This is a genomic window from Providencia sp. UF-224 (assembly GCF_058245955.1).
In genome coordinates this window covers 95,164-111,032 of sequence record NZ_JBSICC010000010.1, presented here as the reverse complement: position 1 = coordinate 111,032, position 15,869 = coordinate 95,164, and the positions used below count along the sequence as shown (strand labels likewise).

The 15,869-nt window shown below is 38.6% G+C and carries 13 protein-coding genes; 7 read left to right on the top strand and 6 right to left on the bottom strand.

The window, feature by feature from the left end; translation table 11 throughout:
• Positions 1–10 precede the first annotated feature (10 nt).
• The 4 genes from folK (at position 11) to panD (ending at position 2,838) form a co-directional block, all read left to right on the top strand.
• Complete coding sequence (folK, locus tag AC4IFO_RS11755; RefSeq protein ID WP_490734569.1) at positions 11–502, top strand: 2-amino-4-hydroxy-6-hydroxymethyldihydropteridine diphosphokinase; 492 nt, start codon at positions 11–13, stop codon at positions 500–502.
• Between the two features lie 58 nt (positions 503–560).
• Positions 561–1,352, top strand: coding sequence for a 3-methyl-2-oxobutanoate hydroxymethyltransferase (panB, locus tag AC4IFO_RS11750; RefSeq protein WP_490734567.1), 792 nt, complete (start codon positions 561–563; stop codon positions 1,350–1,352).
• 27 nt (positions 1,353–1,379) lie between these two features.
• Complete coding sequence (gene panC / locus AC4IFO_RS11745) at positions 1,380–2,243, top strand: pantoate--beta-alanine ligase (protein WP_490734565.1); 864 nt, start codon at positions 1,380–1,382, stop codon at positions 2,241–2,243.
• Positions 2,244–2,457: 214 nt separating this feature from the next.
• Positions 2,458–2,838 (top strand): aspartate 1-decarboxylase, encoded by a 381-nt coding sequence (gene panD, locus AC4IFO_RS11740; RefSeq protein WP_490734563.1) that lies wholly within the window; start codon positions 2,458–2,460, stop codon positions 2,836–2,838.
• 109 nt (positions 2,839–2,947) lie between these two features.
• On the opposite strand, the gene AC4IFO_RS11735 is transcribed toward panD, so the two are convergent.
• The gene (locus AC4IFO_RS11735) at positions 2,948–3,718 is read right to left on the bottom strand and encodes an ABC transporter permease (RefSeq protein WP_490734561.1); all 771 of its coding nucleotides are present in this window, start codon (positions 3,716–3,718) and stop codon (positions 2,948–2,950) included.
• The gene (locus AC4IFO_RS11730) at positions 3,718–4,656 is read right to left on the bottom strand and encodes an ABC transporter ATP-binding protein (RefSeq protein WP_490734559.1); all 939 of its coding nucleotides are present in this window, start codon (positions 4,654–4,656) and stop codon (positions 3,718–3,720) included. Before AC4IFO_RS11730 ends, AC4IFO_RS11735 begins: the two co-directional genes overlap by 1 nt.
• A gap of 257 nt (positions 4,657–4,913) precedes the next feature.
• On the opposite strand from AC4IFO_RS11730, the gene can reads away from it, so the two are divergent.
• Positions 4,914–5,567, top strand: coding sequence for a carbonate dehydratase (can, locus tag AC4IFO_RS11725; RefSeq protein WP_490734557.1), 654 nt, complete (start codon positions 4,914–4,916; stop codon positions 5,565–5,567).
• A gap of 422 nt (positions 5,568–5,989) precedes the next feature.
• Positions 5,990–10,147, top strand: coding sequence for a two-partner secretion domain-containing protein (locus AC4IFO_RS11720; protein ID WP_490734555.1), 4,158 nt, complete (start codon positions 5,990–5,992; stop codon positions 10,145–10,147).
• 135 nt (positions 10,148–10,282) lie between these two features.
• Here AC4IFO_RS11720 and AC4IFO_RS11715 read toward each other — a convergent pair whose 3' ends face one another.
• The 3 genes from AC4IFO_RS11715 to cueO form a co-directional block, all read right to left on the bottom strand.
• Positions 10,283–11,419, bottom strand: coding sequence for a hypothetical protein (locus AC4IFO_RS11715; protein ID WP_490734553.1), 1,137 nt, complete (start codon positions 11,417–11,419; stop codon positions 10,283–10,285).
• 319 nt (positions 11,420–11,738) lie between these two features.
• A complete protein-coding gene (hpt, locus tag AC4IFO_RS11710; protein ID WP_219246096.1) occupies positions 11,739–12,275 on the bottom strand; it encodes a hypoxanthine phosphoribosyltransferase in 537 nt (178 codons plus the stop codon).
• Positions 12,276–12,402: 127 nt separating this feature from the next.
• Positions 12,403–14,052 (bottom strand): multicopper oxidase CueO, encoded by a 1,650-nt coding sequence (gene cueO, locus AC4IFO_RS11705; protein ID WP_490734551.1) that lies wholly within the window; start codon positions 14,050–14,052, stop codon positions 12,403–12,405.
• A gap of 241 nt (positions 14,053–14,293) precedes the next feature.
• On the opposite strand from cueO, the gene AC4IFO_RS11700 reads away from it, so the two are divergent.
• A complete protein-coding gene (locus AC4IFO_RS11700) occupies positions 14,294–14,644 on the top strand; it encodes a YacC family pilotin-like protein (RefSeq protein ID WP_353167189.1) in 351 nt (116 codons plus the stop codon).
• A 68-nt stretch (positions 14,645–14,712) separates the two neighbouring features.
• Here the strand turns inward: AC4IFO_RS11700 and AC4IFO_RS11695 are convergent, their stop codons facing one another.
• Positions 14,713–15,753, bottom strand: coding sequence for an AbrB family transcriptional regulator (locus AC4IFO_RS11695; protein ID WP_490734549.1), 1,041 nt, complete (start codon positions 15,751–15,753; stop codon positions 14,713–14,715).
• Positions 15,754–15,869 lie beyond the last annotated feature (116 nt).

The following is a 15,869-nucleotide window of genomic DNA, read 5'->3' as shown; positions in this document are numbered from 1 at the left end:
AGAGTGCGTTATGGAACAAGTCTATATTGCAGTAGGAAGTAACCTTGGTGAGCCCCTAAAGCAGGCTCAACAAGCTATTGCAGCCTTAGACGCTATCCCTGATAGCCGTGTTATTTCCACCTCACCTATTTACCGTACGAAGCCTTTGGGCCCACAGGATCAGCCAGACTTTTTAAATCTGGCTGTCCTCCTTGAAACATCTCTTGAACCCGAAGAGTTGCTCAACCATACCCAGCAAATCGAACTCGACCTTGGCCGTGTACGCAAAGACGAGCGCTGGGGGCCTAGAACCCTCGATCTCGATATCATGCTTTTTGGTAATCGTGTTATTAATACGCCACGATTAACAGTTCCACACTATGGGCTGAAAGAGCGTGAATTTATGTTGTATCCGCTCAACGATATCGCCCCTACCCTTGTTTTTCCAGATGGCGAGTTGCTATCTGAAAGACTCACACACGTCCCGCGTAACGGCTTACTATTTTGGGATATTGACGCCTAAAATAATCAACCTCTTCTGAGGTGTGGTCGTTGGGAGATCATTTCCGGAGGTTATTATAATGAAACCAATTTCTCTGGCTGATTTATGTCAGTTTAAAAAAGACAAACGCAAATTTGCAACCATGACCGCCTACGATGCAAGCTTCGCTCAATTATTTTATGAGCAAGGAATTCAAGTGATGCTTGTTGGTGACTCATTAGGTATGACTATCCAAGGTGAAACCAGCACCTTACCCGTTACTGTTGAACAAATTGCCTACCATACTCGCTGCGTACGTAAAGGGGCAGCAAATGCCTTTATCATCGCAGATATGCCTTTTATGAGTTACGCCACCCCAGAACAAGCCTGCGCTAATGCGGCAATTCTCATGCAAGCAGGGGCAAACATGGTCAAAATTGAAGGCGGTAGCTGGTTATGCGATACAGTTAAAATGCTGACTGAACGTTCTGTGCCAGTTTGTGGTCATTTAGGGTTAACACCACAAGCCGTTAATGTGTTGGGTGGGTACAAAGTGCAAGGTCGTGACGAAGTGACGGCTAATCAGATGGTAAAAGATGCTATTGCCCTCGAAAATGCAGGTATACAACTATTAGTACTTGAATGTGTGCCAACCTCTTTAGCTAATCATGTCACTGAAGAGCTGTTATTACCTGTTATTGGTATTGGCGCAGGGAATGGGACAGATGGGCAAATTCTGGTAATGCATGATGCATTAGGTATCACTGCCCGCCCGCCGAAATTTGCAAAAAACTTTCTAGCTCAGGCAGGAAACATGCATGATGCCATCCGCTTATACGTTCAAGAAGTGGAAGAAGGCATTTACCCAGCCGAAGCGCATTCATTTTCCTAATTAGCTAACATATAAGGATTATTTTTTATGCTTATCGTTGAAACGGCGCTAATACTTCGCCGCGAAATTCGCCGCTGGAAGCAAGAAGGTAAACGCATCGCGCTGGTCCCAACCATGGGAAATCTGCACGATGGTCACTTAACCTTGATTGACCAAGCCAAACAGCAAGCTGACATTGTTATTGCCAGTATTTTTGTTAACCCAATGCAATTTGATAGGCAGTCTGACTTAGCTAATTACCCGCGTACATTGCAAGAAGACTGTGAAAAACTCAAACGCAAAGGCGTAAATTTAATTTTTGCACCATCCCCTCAAGAATTCTACCCCGAAGGAATGGAGAAGCAGACTTTTGTTGAAGTGCCTGAGTTATCAACCATGTTAGAAGGTGCGAGCCGTCCTGGCCATTTTAGAGGTGTGGCAACAGTCATCACTAAGTTGTTTAATCTTATTCAGCCTGAAATTGCATTATTTGGTGAAAAAGATTACCAACAACTGCAATTAATTCGCAAATTAGTTAATGACTTATCTTTTGATACCCAAATTATCAGCGTGCCAACTGTGAGAGCCAAAAATGGCCTTGCACTGAGTTCACGTAACAATAATTTATCTGCTGATGAGCTAAAGATAGCGCCAATGCTGTATCAAATTATGCAACAAGCAGGAGAAAAATTGGTGCTTGAGCCAAATTCCTCTGACGGTATTATTATTGAGATGAATGACCGCTTACGTGAAGTTGGCTTTACCCCTGATGAACTGTTTATTCGTGATGCGGATAGTTTATTAGCGCTCAATGACACAAGTAAACGTGCAGTAATTTTAATGGCGGCATGGTTAGGTCAAACTCGTTTGATTGACAATTTGCAAGTTGACCTGCAACGCGATATTGCATAAAAATAAGTCACTTATAACAATAAAACAACACATTGCAATTACCGTGTTCATAGTGTTAGTGATAACGCTGTCAATCGAATAGCTATCATTTTTCAAACGCATTCGATTCACAGCTAGGCGGTAAGTTATTGAGTCCCTAGGAGCATACATAAGTATGTGACTAGGGCAAAATAACGTCACCAACAACGCTGTGAACCGAATGAGGAAGAAAAAAATGTTAAGAAGAATGTTACAAGGCAAACTCCACCGAGTCACGGTCACCCAAGCAGACCTGCATTACGAAGGTTCTTGCGCTATCGACCAAGATTTTATGGATGCCGCGGGTATCCTTGAATATGAAGCTATTGATATTTATAACGTTGATAACGGAGAGCGTTTTTCAACTTATGCTATATCTGGCGAGCGTGGTTCAAAAATTATTTCTGTTAATGGTGCCGCTGCACGTCGCGCTGCTGTTGGCGATAAATTAATCATTTGTTCTTACGTACAGATGGAAGATGAAAATGCTCGACTTCATAAGCCAAAAGTCGCTTATTTTGATGAAAATAACGTGATGAGCCGAATAGCTAAAGCCGTTCCTGTGCAAGTGGCTTAACGAATTAAGTCAACCTAAACACCAATAAAAAGCTGCTTTAATAAGTCCTATTTGGCCTATTCTAAAGCAGCTTTTTTGTATTTAAATTAAACCGATACAGCCATTAAAACTAGCTACGCAAACCTCTTCCCTGCTCAATTAAATACCATGTCAGCAAGTAGAAAACGACCAAGAAAATCATTAAAACACCCAATGTGACTGCTATCGATACATCAGCAATACCTAAGAAGCCATAACGAAAGCCACTAATCATATACACAATTGGGTTGAGTTTAGAAACCGCCTGCCAAAAAGGAGGTAATAATGAGAGTGAATAAAATACTCCCCCTAAATAGGTTAATGGCGTTAAAACAAAGGTAGGGACAATACTTATATCATCAAACGTTTTTGCAAAAATCGCATTTAATAACCCTGCTAGCGAAAACACTATTGCCGTTAATAGTAGTGTTATGATGACCATAAGCCATGAATGTACTTGTAACGGAATAAAAAACAGTGAAACTAATGTGACAAGGAAGCCAACTAAAACTCCTCTAGCGACCCCTCCACCAACAAAACCAGCAATAATGATATGGGTTGGGACTGGTGCTACGAGTAGCTCCTCGATATTTTTTTGGAATTTAGAACCAAAAAATGATGAGCAAACATTGGAGTATGAATTGGTAATTACCGCCATCATAATCAGGCCAGGGACGATAAATTGCATATAATCCACCCCTCCCATCTCACCAATTCGAGAGCCAATTAAATTACCAAAAATCACAAAATATAATGACATGGTAATCACTGGAGGCAGTAAAGTTTGTACCCAAATTCGCCCAAAACGGGTCACTTCTTTTATCCAAATTGTTTTTAATGCAACCCAGTACAGTGAGAACATTATACAATCTCCTTTTCGGTCGCATTGTTTTCTTTTTTCACTAAGCTGACAAACAGCTCTTCCAAACGATTTGCCTTATTACGCATACTTAAAATTTGGATACCTTGTTCATTTAACTGACTAAAAACGCTATTTAGCCCTTGTTCCCTTTTTACATCAACTTCTAGGGTCGATGTATCTATCAAGCGTGACTCATAACCCAGTAATTGCGGGATAGGACTTTTGGGCATTAAATCAAAGATAAAGGTTTCTGATTCTAATTTGCTCAGTAATTGTTTCATACTGGTATTTTCAACTAACTCACCATGTTGAATAATACCGATATTACGGCACAGCATTTCTGCTTCTTCTAAATAGTGTGTCGTTAAAATAATTGTTGTGCCTTGCGCATTTAAATTCTTTAAAAATGACCACATTGAACGGCGCAATTCAATATCAACTCCCGCAGTAGGCTCATCCAAAATCAATAATTTTGGCTGGTGCATTAACGCACGAGCGATCATTAACCGGCGTTTCATCCCGCCTGATAAATTACGAGCACGTTCGTCGCGTTTCTCCCACAAGTCTAGCTGCGTCAAATATTGCTCTGCGCGTTGTACAGCGACAGAACGAGGTACACCATAATAACCAGCCTGATTCAGGACAATCTGCAAAACAGTCTCAAATGGATTGAAGTTAAATTCCTGAGGAACTAATCCCAGTTGTTGTTTTGCTTGTACAACTTGTTTTTCTAGGTCATAACCAAATACTTTAACTGAGCCACTGGTTTTATTCACCAATGAGCTGATAATACCGATAGTCGTTGATTTTCCTGCGCCATTTGGGCCTAACAATGCATAAAAATCACCATCTTCAACATGTAAATCGATTCCTCGCAGAGCCTTAACGCCACCTGAATAGGTTTTTGTTAACTGCGATAACTCAAGTGCATACGTCATATATAAAAAAACCCTTTATTCTTAGGACGATTTGGAGGCAATATACGCTTATGATGCCACTTTTTTCTGCTCTATGTTATGCAGAAAAGTGATAATAGATTTCTATAAGATAATTCAATATGTTACTAATTGAGGGTTGTCTTGTCTAAATGAGTGGTTCATTATATCAATGTTGTAATTAGTATAACTAATTATTAATTAATCAATAAATGTTGTATAAGATTTTATCGCACAGTAACACAACTAGGCTATAAGTCATGATGAGAAAAATCGAAGAGCTGTTTGCTAACAATGAAGCATGGTCAGCCTCTGTAAAAGAACAAGATCCTGAATTCTTCAAAGAATTATCTAAAGCACAAAAGCCAAGATTCTTGTGGATTGGCTGTTCAGACAGTCGAGTCCCCGCTGAAAAATTAATCAATGCTGCACCGGGCGATCTATTCGTTCACCGTAACGTTGCAAACTTAGTTATCCATACTGACCTTAACTGTTTATCTGTCATTCAATATGCTGTTGATGTACTACAAGTTGAGCACATCATTATTTGCGGCCATTATGGTTGCGGTGGTATTGAAGCAGCAGTAGATAACACAGAATTAGGCCTTATTAATAACTGGTTATTACATATTCGTGATATTTGGTATCGACACAGTTCAATGCTTGGTGAATTAAAGCCTTGTGAACGACTGGATCGTTTATGTGAATTAAACGTGGTAGAGCAAGTTTATAATCTGGGCCACTCCACCATCATGCAATCCGCATGGAAACGTGGTCAAAAAGTGATGATCCATGGTTGGGTATATGGTATCAACAATGGCCGCCTTCAAGATTTACATATTACCGCTGATAGCCGAGAAAAACTTGAGCTTTGCTACAGAGAGTCTATTTCTACATTAACTCAAAAAAAATAAATTAATACGTGATAAAAAGCCCTTTTACATAGGGCTTTTTTTATTATTTTTAATCCAGAATAGAGTGAAAACCATATTTAATAAAATTTAACTTTCCTGCCAAAATAAAAGTAAATACAATTTAAAAAACCTTAACTCTCACAATTAATATGAGTACAAAATAGATTATTTAATAATGAGTAATAACACATAAAAACTCTAAAGATGCGTTTTCATTACATGTTGATTTAAAACAATAAAAACAATCAAACATATATTTAAACCTATATTTGAATTATTAAAGAAACTTACCACTCATCAATAAAACCTTAAATTGATTAAGTATATTTAAATATTTTTATTTTTTTATTTGAGCATAATCCAATGGTCATAATGGAATATTAATTCTTCTTAAATAAAATATCATATTTAGGGATATAACGATGAGTCAATCTATTAAAAGTGGGTCACAAGTACCTACGTTAAAGCTAAATCCTGTTTTTTTCTGTATTTCTGTAATTCTTGGTTTTACCTCAGTTTCACATGCTGAAATTATCAATACCAATGGCGCGGGCGTTATGAATCAAAATAATGGCCCGACTATTGTGCATATTAACAAAGCAAGCGATAAAGGCGTTTCACATAATATTTACAGTAAATTTGATGTTGATAACAAGGGCGTTATTCTTAATAACAGTAAAGACAACATAAATACTCAGTTAGGTGGTGTTATCAATGGAAACCTTAACTTAGCAAACGGAACTGCGAAAGTTATTATTAATGAAGTTAACTCCAACAATGCAACAACGTTGAATGGAATGGTTGAAGTCGCGGGAGACAAAGCCAAAGTTATTGTTGCTAACCCATCAGGTATCACCTGTAACTCTTGTGGATTCATTAATACAGAGAGCACCACACTAACTACTGGCAAGCCAATTGTCGCCAATGGTGACCTCCTTGGATATAACGTGGCTAAAGGCCAAATCATAGTTAATAAAAGCTTGGATTCTGACTCCCCAACTGAACTTATTTCACGTTCAGCCGTTATTAATGGTCAGATAAAAACGAAAGAATTAAAAATACTGACAGGCAATAACTTTGTTGATGCTGACGGGAATGCAGCATCTAGCGTAGCAGGAACAGGCAATCGACCAACTGTAGGTATTGACGTTTCAGCGTTAGGTGGAATGTATGCCGATAAAATCACCTTAACATCCACTGAAGCAGGCGTTGGTGTTCGCAATAAAGGTATTATATCCTCTGGAGGTAAAGGGTTATCAATCAGCTCAGCAGGGTACGTTGCTAATGAAAATAATAAAATTGAATCAGCAGGCAATATCGATATCAATGCTAACACTTTCCAAAACTCCGCATTAGTTAGTGCCAAAAAAGATTTGGGCATACAAACTACAAATGGCAATAGTGGTTATGTTACCTTTGATAATAGACTAGGAAAGTTAGTCTCTACGAATGGTGATATAAACCTAACCACCGCATTTACCGTACTCAATGATAACAATAGCCTAATCAGCGCTAAAAATAATGTTAATATTAAAGCTAATGATATTCAAAATGGTACAGGCTTAATCAAAGCAGAAACAGGTGATGTCAATATTGATGCTAGAGGTACAGTTTACCAGTGGAAACGTGGCTATAGTACTACCCCAGAAGATCGAATCATTGCTGGACGTGATGTTAATATTACTGCGGGCAGAATTATTAGTGAATCGGCTAAAATTGAGTCTGGTCGAGATGTCAACATCAAAACAACCTCTACTGTTGAAAATACAAATACCGCCATTACCGCTAAGCGTCGCATTGAACTAGACGCGAGTGCAATCGTTAACAAATCATCATCAATTACTGCAACTAATGCTAAATCTGATATCACTGCATCTCAATATATCATCAATGATGCAAATTCAGTTATTAGCAGTGGTCGTGGATTAAATATCACAACGGCAAAATTAACAAATACAGGGAAAATCATATCCCCAACTAACAAGCCGAATACACCACCAATTCCAACCTATGTTTCAAATATCAAGGCAGACACACTTGATAATAAAGGTGGAATGATTACGGGAGACACTCTAAATATCACATCAAACTCTATCAGTAATGAGCAAGGTTTTATTGATGCAACTAAACTTAATGTGACCGCTAATTCTTTAAATAACAATAGTGGTTACATTCGTGCTAATAACGATATAATTTTAAATGTTAAACAACTGTCTAATACTTATTCTAGTAACTTTGGCCGCTTAGCCTCTAAATATGGTTTAACAAATAAAATAGGTGGAATAGAAGCAGTAGATGGCAGCATTACTGTTACAGGCGATACTGTATCCAATTACAACGGTCTATTTAAAAGTGCTATAGAAGAGCGCTTAGCCACTGGTGGAGGAATGGAGTTCAACCTCACCAATAAATTTGATAATCATACTGGCGAATTAAACAGTAATGGTAGCATTGAATTCAACACTAAAGAAGTTAGTAACTATAAAGGCCAAATTAGTGCTGATGGAAAATTAATAATCAGAGCTTCTGAATCTATCAATAACATAGATGGCAAACTAAAATCAGGTGATGTCACTGAGCTTTATACCCCTTTTGTGATGACTTACAACAAAAATGAAACCTATAGCTTAGATGGTACAGGAATTATTTACAGACCTGACGGCTTGAATATCATTCACATTAAAAAACCGTCAGATAAAGGTATTTCTCATAATACCTACCAAAGCTTTAATGTCGGTGAAAAAGGCGTTATTTTCAATAATAGTGATGTTCAGTCAACCACTCAATTAGGTGGCAATATTTTTGGCAACAGTAATTTAGCAGGTGGAAGTACAGCTAAAGTTATTTTAAATGAAGTTGTTGCCAACAACATCAGTAGCATTAATGGCATGATGGAAGTGGCTGGTAATGCAGCACAAGTTATTGTCGCTAATGCATCAGGTATTACTTGTAATAACTGTGGGTTTATTAATGCAGAACGTGGCGCATTTGTCACTGGCACACCTCTAGTTGTAGCGGGTAATTTAATTGGCTATAACGTGAGTAAAGGCCAAATAACCATTAATAAAAATCTAACATCGAATGATGCTGTAGATTTAATTGCGCGTTCTGTTCTCATTAATGGAAATGTAGAAGCGAAAGAAATCAATATCGCAACAGGAAATAGCTTATTTGATGCTGATGGTAATGTACTCTCTAATTTATCCTATAGCTCACATCCTACTTATGGAGTAACTATTGCATCTACAGGGAAGTTAAGTGCGGATAAAATCAAAGTGTCTTCTAATGGTTCAGAAGGCATTATGAATAACAAAGGCCTGATTGATGCAGGGAATAATGGTTTAGTTGTTAATGCTAGCGCTTTCGGAAACTCAGCAACCATTAAATCAAAAGGGAATATTGACATTACTTCTACAGGCCAAAAATCAATTAACAATGATTACGGCACCATTATCTCTACAGGTGGAGATGTTAATCTTACTTCTTCAGAAACGCTATTGAACCGTTATAACGCGCTTATTCAAGCTAAGAATAATGTGAATATCAACACTTCCGATGTAATACATTTAAGTGCCGGCTTAATTAAAACAGAAGCTGGAGATATTAACATTAATACTACCGGAGCAGTAATTAGTTGGAATGGCTATTATAGTAAATGGGGTCAAGACCGTTTGATTTCAGGTCAAGATATTAATATCAATGCAAATAAGCTAATTCTTGAAGATTCAAAAGTAACTGCTGGTAGAGACTTTAGCTTCACAGGAACAGACCTTCAAAATAAACCGTCAAGCACTCTTAGAGCCAAACGAAGAGTAACAATTAACACTGACACTTTAGAAAATAGATTCGCCAAGATCCTATCAGAAACAGGTCGAATGGACATTACTGCAAATAAATCCATTATCAATGATGCTTATTCTGTTATTAGTAGCGCAAGGCTCCTTAATATCACATCACCAAGCCTATACAATGGTGGAGTTATTTCATCAGGCGCTGGAAAGTCAACTTTCCGTATTGAGGATTTATCAAACCAAACTGGGTATATCAAGGGTTTTGACCTAACCTTTATCTCCAAATATTTGAAAAATACCAGTGGTTTAATCAAAGCTGATAATAATATTGTAATGAATGCAGACTATGTCAGTAATACCGATTCTGCTAAATTTAGCTCTAATGCAAGTAGACTAGGGTTAATTAACCAAACTGGCGGGATTATTGCTCAAGATGGTAGTATCAAAATCAAAGGGACTCAGTTGAACAATACTTCAGGTATTATTCAAACTAATGCCGTATTCCCAATGGCAAATGAAGCTGACATTAATATTAACGTATCCAATGATATCATCAACAACTACGCACAAATAAACAGTGCAGGAAATCTGAATGCTACAGCAAATACGATTTCTAACTATAGTGGTTTAATCAAAGCAGGCCTTGATTTAACAGCAAAAGCTGACCGTTCCATTAACAATAGCTACGGGACAATCAATTCAAGGAATACAACAAAAGTAACAACACCAAGCTTATCGAATAGCTCAGGTAAAATTTTAGGTAACAATGTCATTATCCAGACAAACTAAGACCGTTATTTGTTAGTTAAAATCACCATAAACAAAAGGACAGCAAATAAGCTGTCCTTTTTATGTTGTTTCTGATGCATATTAAGCCTTAAATCATTATGTCGAGCGTAAGAAAGTGCCTACTGTTATCCTTCACTACTCCACTAAAACAGACACATTAATCGCACCGGTATACTTCCCAGGTTTAATATTGCCGTTCGCACAAAGGTTAAAAAAGAGCGATTTCGTAAAGTCTTTACCCGGTATTGTTGAAATTGATTGGCTACCTAAATAAGGAATTGCATCAGATGAGTTTGCGTTACACACGCTATCACCTTGGCTAGTCGCAGATGTTGCAATATAAGGCAAATCACCACCATTATTTTCTGAACTCGTGAGTTCCATCCCCGTTGTGCTTCCTGCCACTCTTGGATTTAATGGCCCCAAAGTTAAGAACCCTTCTTTCCCAGCGTCATAGCAACTCACTTGCACAACAGCTTGTTCGCTCGCAAGGTTTTTCGGTGTCGGGTAATTCTGGCTTAACTGTGTCGGATATTGGATATTCGTTTGTGTAGAAGGTGTCAGTTTACAGCTTTTTAGGGCAGTGATTGTTACATTGCTATATCTATCAAAGAGAGCAGGAGTCGCATAAGATCCCCCATTTGCGTAGGTGAAAAACGTTACATCAATTATTCCCGGAGCAAGTTCATATACCCCAGCCTTCAATCCGCCACCAACTGCATAAGCTGAATAGCTTGAGACTGTAAACATGGCAGGATTAGTCTTGTTAGCGGAGGAACCCGTGCTCGCAAAAAATTTCGTTTTACCTGCTTTCGGCTCAATTCCCCAAATTGTTCCAGATTTTGTGCCATTGCCAGTGAAAACATATAGCCCATTTAAGTTAACACTTTTCCCATTAATGACCCCAGAAGAGACGTATTTCATTGTTTTGTTGTCATTTAGTAAAAATGATGCATTTAAGTTTCCGTTTATAGTTAGCACGATGAAACCACTATCAGGCTCAGTTGTGTTACGGAATTGAATCCCTGATGTCCCAATTTCATCAAAATAAGGCAAAGTATCTATAGTTCCCGATGTAGACAAAGTTATTCGATAATTTGCGGTATCAGCCTTATGATCCGCTAAAGTGTACAAATATCCTGTCGCTGATGAAACCGGTGGCGTAACCTCCCCCAAGTAACCTCTTGCTCCAATAGGTACTTTCAGTTCAATTGCATAACCTTGCATATATACAGCAAATAAAGTTGCAAACAATAGTGTTTTTTTCATCATGTTATTATTTTCACAATTTCAAGCATTATTACTTAATGCAATATTTTAATTAATTAACTCAGCATAGGTGTAATGATGGAATAATGAAAGGAAAAGGCGATTAAAATTTGTAACAAACAATCATTCATAGATAAAGTCTAGAAGGCATTTAAACTAGTGAATTTACTCGATACCTTAAATAATGATATGACATTTAAATATAGTGAATTACATTACCAAACAAATAGAAATAAATTTTATTCAATTAATTATAGTATTTAACTAAAAAAGGTTGGGCAATAATATTGTCCCCAACCTTCTAAATAGGCTATTTGTTTAACTACTCTTCGAGTAAAGTCACATGCCCAATGTACGGAAGGTGACGATACTGTTGCGCGTAGTCAATACCATAACCGACAACAAATTTATCTTCGATTGAGTATCCAATCCATTCGACAGGTACATCCACTTCGCGGCGTGATGGTTTATCCAGCAAAGTACAAATCGCCACCGATTTAGGGCCACGCAATTCAAAAATTTCGCGAACTTTATTTAAGGTATTACCTGAGTCGATAATGTCTTCAACAATTAAAACGTGTTTTCCACGAATATCTTCATCTAAATCTTTGACGATTTTGACATCACGGCTTGATGTCATTGCATTGCCGTAGCTCGAAACAGTCATAAAGTCGACTTCATGCGGGACATTAATTTTACGGCATAAATCAGCCATAAAAATAAATGAGCCCTTTAATAGACCAACAAGGACTAAATCGCCTTCAAGGGGCTGGTAATGAGCACTGATTTTTTCAGCTAATTCACTGATTCGTTGAGCAATCTCTTCTTCAGAGATCATGACTTCAAGGGTATGTTTCATCTTCAATTACGCATCTAAAGGAATGGAAAGCGCGTAATTTTACCATAGGCGAGGCGTAGATACTAATAAAGGAAAATGCAGCACTAACATTTAATGCTGCATTTTGTCCTAAAGTGGAAACTTTCGATTAACTCACTGTAAAACCAAGCATCATTCCCGTATCTTCATGTTCAAGTAAATGGCAATGCGCCATATAGGGGTGTTCTTTCGTCGCAGGGTGTTTAAATTCCACTAAAATTTCACTCACCTGCCCTTCAACTTTAACAATATCTTTCCAGCCTTGGCGATGCGGTTCAACGGCTTGCCCATTTTCTTTCAAAATACGGAATCGCGTTCCGTGTACGTGGAATGGATGCAGCATCATGTCACCACGCCCGGAAACTACCCAAATTTCTTGGCGGTTCATTGGTGCATCGAATGCAGGATGGGTCATTGAGAACACTTGTCCATTAATCGTATTGGCGTTATGAATATCTAAATCACCTGCACCCGTACCACAATGACCACCATTGCCCATACCACCACTCATGTTACCGTGGTTCATGTTGCCTTGACTCATATTCCCATGGTTCATGGTTCCACTGTTCATCATCGCACCATGATCCATATTACCCATCATCGCGCCATGACCGCCCATGTTCCCCATCGCTTGTGCGCCATATTTTTCACGTAGCATCATCATGCCTTGCATATCTAAACGCATATCCATCATCAAATGGAAACGACGGCGATTTAACCCTGCTAAAGATGGGAGTGCGGAGATTGCAGCAAGAGTTGAAGGTAGTTTTCCTTCGCCATTTGTTAATGTGGTTTCAATACGAAGAACAGGCAGAGGTTGGTCAAATGGTGCGATAGTCATCCCCATTTGCCCTACAGGTAATGTAACTAAATCAAACGCATGACCATCTGAAGTATCAATTAATACCTCAAAACGCTCCCCCATTAAAATCGGTAATTCAGTCAATGCAACCGGTTCAGCAAGTAAGCCACCATCACTGGCAACAACGTACATTTTACGACCATCACTGGTTGAAATATTCAAACTACGTGCGTTACAACCATTGAGTAACCGTAGACGGATCCAACCTTTTGGCGCAACATGTTTCGGGTAAACCGCGCCGTTAGTAAGCATTAAGTCACCAAACCAACCTACCGCAGCGCTCATCACATCGAGTTGATAATCGATTTGCCCGTCATCTTTCAAACGCTTATCTTGCAAAATCACAGGGATATCATCTACACCCCAGTTGCTTGGCAAACCGTGTTTTTCGCTATTTTCATCTTTAATCAGGACTAACCCCGCCAGCCCCATAGCCACTTGGTAGCCCGTTTTACCGTGAGTATGCGGATGGAACCAACAGGTTGCTTCGCTTTGATCTATCGTAAAATTAACTTTGCGTGTTGCGCCCGGTTGAATAATCGCTTGGGGCCCGCCATCTTGTTCGCCTGAAATTTCTAAACCATGCCAGTGAACGGTGGTATCTTCTGCCAACTGATTCACAATGTTAATATTAACGCTCTGTCCATTTTTTAAGCTAATCGCAGGGCCGAGTAAATCACCGTTATATCCCCACGTGGTGGTTTTTTTACCGGGAACAAATTGGGATGTGCCTTGCTTAATCGCCAATTGAATGTTGCCCTGCGCATCAGGCTCTAATAGCGGCGGGATAGCCAATGTGGGATAGTTTTCAGCGGCTACCGCGATGCGGCTCCAAATAGGCAGCGCACTTGCAGCATATGTGATAGCACTTAATTTTAAAAAATCGCGACGTAACATTGATAACCTTCCTTTTGTTTATCAAATCAATAATCAGTGACAGAGTATATTGAGGGAAATTACCCTTTCTCTGCAAAACATGGTTTAATAAAACAAATGATAAAGCCTCCCCTTACAGGAAGGTCAATAAACCCACTCATTAATTATGGGTTTATTACATTCATTTAAGAAAAATATAGTTGACTAACAATTCTATTCTTATGCTAACGTTACTTGACATAGAAACCCGATAGAATAAAGAATGCGCAAATTTATATTAATGATGTCATGCTTAATGACTCTGTTAGGGATAACCAATTCTGCCAGAGCTCTTGCCCCCAACGAAGCTGAAGATCTGGCTGATCTGACGGCTGTTTTTATCTACCTAAAATATGACTGTGGGTACTCACAAATTCCCGATAGAGAAATTGAACGCGCTATCGTCTATTTTGCGAAAAGCAACAAGTGGGATTTGAGCAACTACAACTCTGAGAAAATGACTCAGTTAAACAAAGAAAGTTACAATGACTTAAAGGGAATACCACTTACACAAGAATTTAAGTGCCAGTCATTAGCTAGGGATTCTCTCGGCTTGTTTGCCTACGTAAAATAATCCTATCAGTAACATCAAGAAAACATGCTAATACCTTATTGCATGTTTTCTTCTCCATCTTGATATCGCTATTTTAGTTTCTTTGCTCTGCTTTCCTGCCAAAATAAAACAACGGATGGAATACTCTGGATGATCACCATGCGAATAATATGGTTCGACATCACAAACCCTGCATCTAAATTCATCGTAATTGCTGCAAAGGTCATCGCTTCCATACTGCCCGGCGCCCAAGCGAGCAATAATACCGAAATATCATACCCTGTTAACCAAGCTGCAAATACCGTAATCAAGAACGTTAAAATAATATTGATGACGACCACTTGTGCGGAGGAATAAATATTTTTAATTAGCGATGACAGCGGAAAAACAACAAAGTGGTTACCGATATTCATCCCAATTAATACCATACTTAATTCAGTCAGCATTAATGGAAAATTTAATGGAATATCAACCCAACTTTGTATTAATGTTGCCGCCGCTAATGAGGTTAGCATATAAGGTGCAGGAACTCTGAAGCGCTGTAAGATCAAACCCGCTATCACCCCAACGGCGACAATCAGCAATAGCCACATTGTGGCTGTCAATGTTAATGAAGGAAACTCAATGACCGGCTGCGGATCACCATCACTCCCAACGACAATCCCTGCTAATAAAATCAATATGATAAGGCGAATAGTGTGGGAGATAACAATCTTCTGTGGTGGTGTATGGGTATGATCAGTTAAGGCTAAAATGGCCGCCATTGCACCAGGCACTGAGCCCAACATGGCTTCTTGTTTCGTCCAACCCACTTTGCGGTAAAACCAAAAAAAACTAAAAGAAAATTGTACAGCCAAACACACAACTAACATCAATAATAATAAAAATAAGTTGTCAGCTTCATTCAGTGAAACCTGATTAAACATCAAGCCAACCGAAGTACCTAATGTCACTTGAACAAAAGAAATTGTATGTTTAGGAATTGCGAAGGAAATGCCAAAACGATGAAAAATAATAACCGCGATAATGGGACCAAACATCAGTGCGAGTGGAACACCAAGGTAAGTTAATCCACCACCAATCACCGCGCAAACAGCGATCCCAACGATCATCTTGAGTAATTTCATCATACGACATTAACCATTAAGACTATTTATAACCTTAATTTATATCATATTATTAGTGCCAGATGACCTTCGTTTTGCTTTATTTATTATGATAGTGATTATTCACTGCGGTTCTATCA

What these genes read in the sequence shown, in the direction of transcription:
- folK (WP_490734569.1), top strand. Translation starts at nt 11, where the DNA reads ATGGAACAAGTCTATATTGCAGTAGGAAGTAACCTTGGTGAGCCCCTA.
- panB (WP_490734567.1), top strand. Translation starts at nt 561, where the DNA reads ATGAAACCAATTTCTCTGGCTGATTTATGTCAGTTTAAAAAAGACAAA.
- panC (WP_490734565.1), top strand. Translation starts at nt 1,380, where the DNA reads ATGCTTATCGTTGAAACGGCGCTAATACTTCGCCGCGAAATTCGCCGC.
- panD (WP_490734563.1), top strand. Translation starts at nt 2,458, where the DNA reads ATGTTAAGAAGAATGTTACAAGGCAAACTCCACCGAGTCACGGTCACC.
- AC4IFO_RS11735 (WP_490734561.1), bottom strand. Translation starts at nt 3,718, where the DNA reads ATGTTCTCACTGTACTGGGTTGCATTAAAAACAATTTGGATAAAAGAA.
- AC4IFO_RS11730 (WP_490734559.1), bottom strand. Translation starts at nt 4,656, where the DNA reads ATGACGTATGCACTTGAGTTATCGCAGTTAACAAAAACCTATTCAGGT.
- can (WP_490734557.1), top strand. Translation starts at nt 4,914, where the DNA reads ATGATGAGAAAAATCGAAGAGCTGTTTGCTAACAATGAAGCATGGTCA.
- AC4IFO_RS11720 (WP_490734555.1), top strand. Translation starts at nt 5,990, where the DNA reads ATGAGTCAATCTATTAAAAGTGGGTCACAAGTACCTACGTTAAAGCTA.
- AC4IFO_RS11715 (WP_490734553.1), bottom strand. Translation starts at nt 11,419, where the DNA reads ATGATGAAAAAAACACTATTGTTTGCAACTTTATTTGCTGTATATATG.
- hpt (WP_219246096.1), bottom strand. Translation starts at nt 12,275, where the DNA reads ATGAAACATACCCTTGAAGTCATGATCTCTGAAGAAGAGATTGCTCAA.
- cueO (WP_490734551.1), bottom strand. Translation starts at nt 14,052, where the DNA reads ATGTTACGTCGCGATTTTTTAAAATTAAGTGCTATCACATATGCTGCA.
- AC4IFO_RS11700 (WP_353167189.1), top strand. Translation starts at nt 14,294, where the DNA reads ATGCGCAAATTTATATTAATGATGTCATGCTTAATGACTCTGTTAGGG.
- AC4IFO_RS11695 (WP_490734549.1), bottom strand. Translation starts at nt 15,753, where the DNA reads ATGATGAAATTACTCAAGATGATCGTTGGGATCGCTGTTTGCGCGGTG.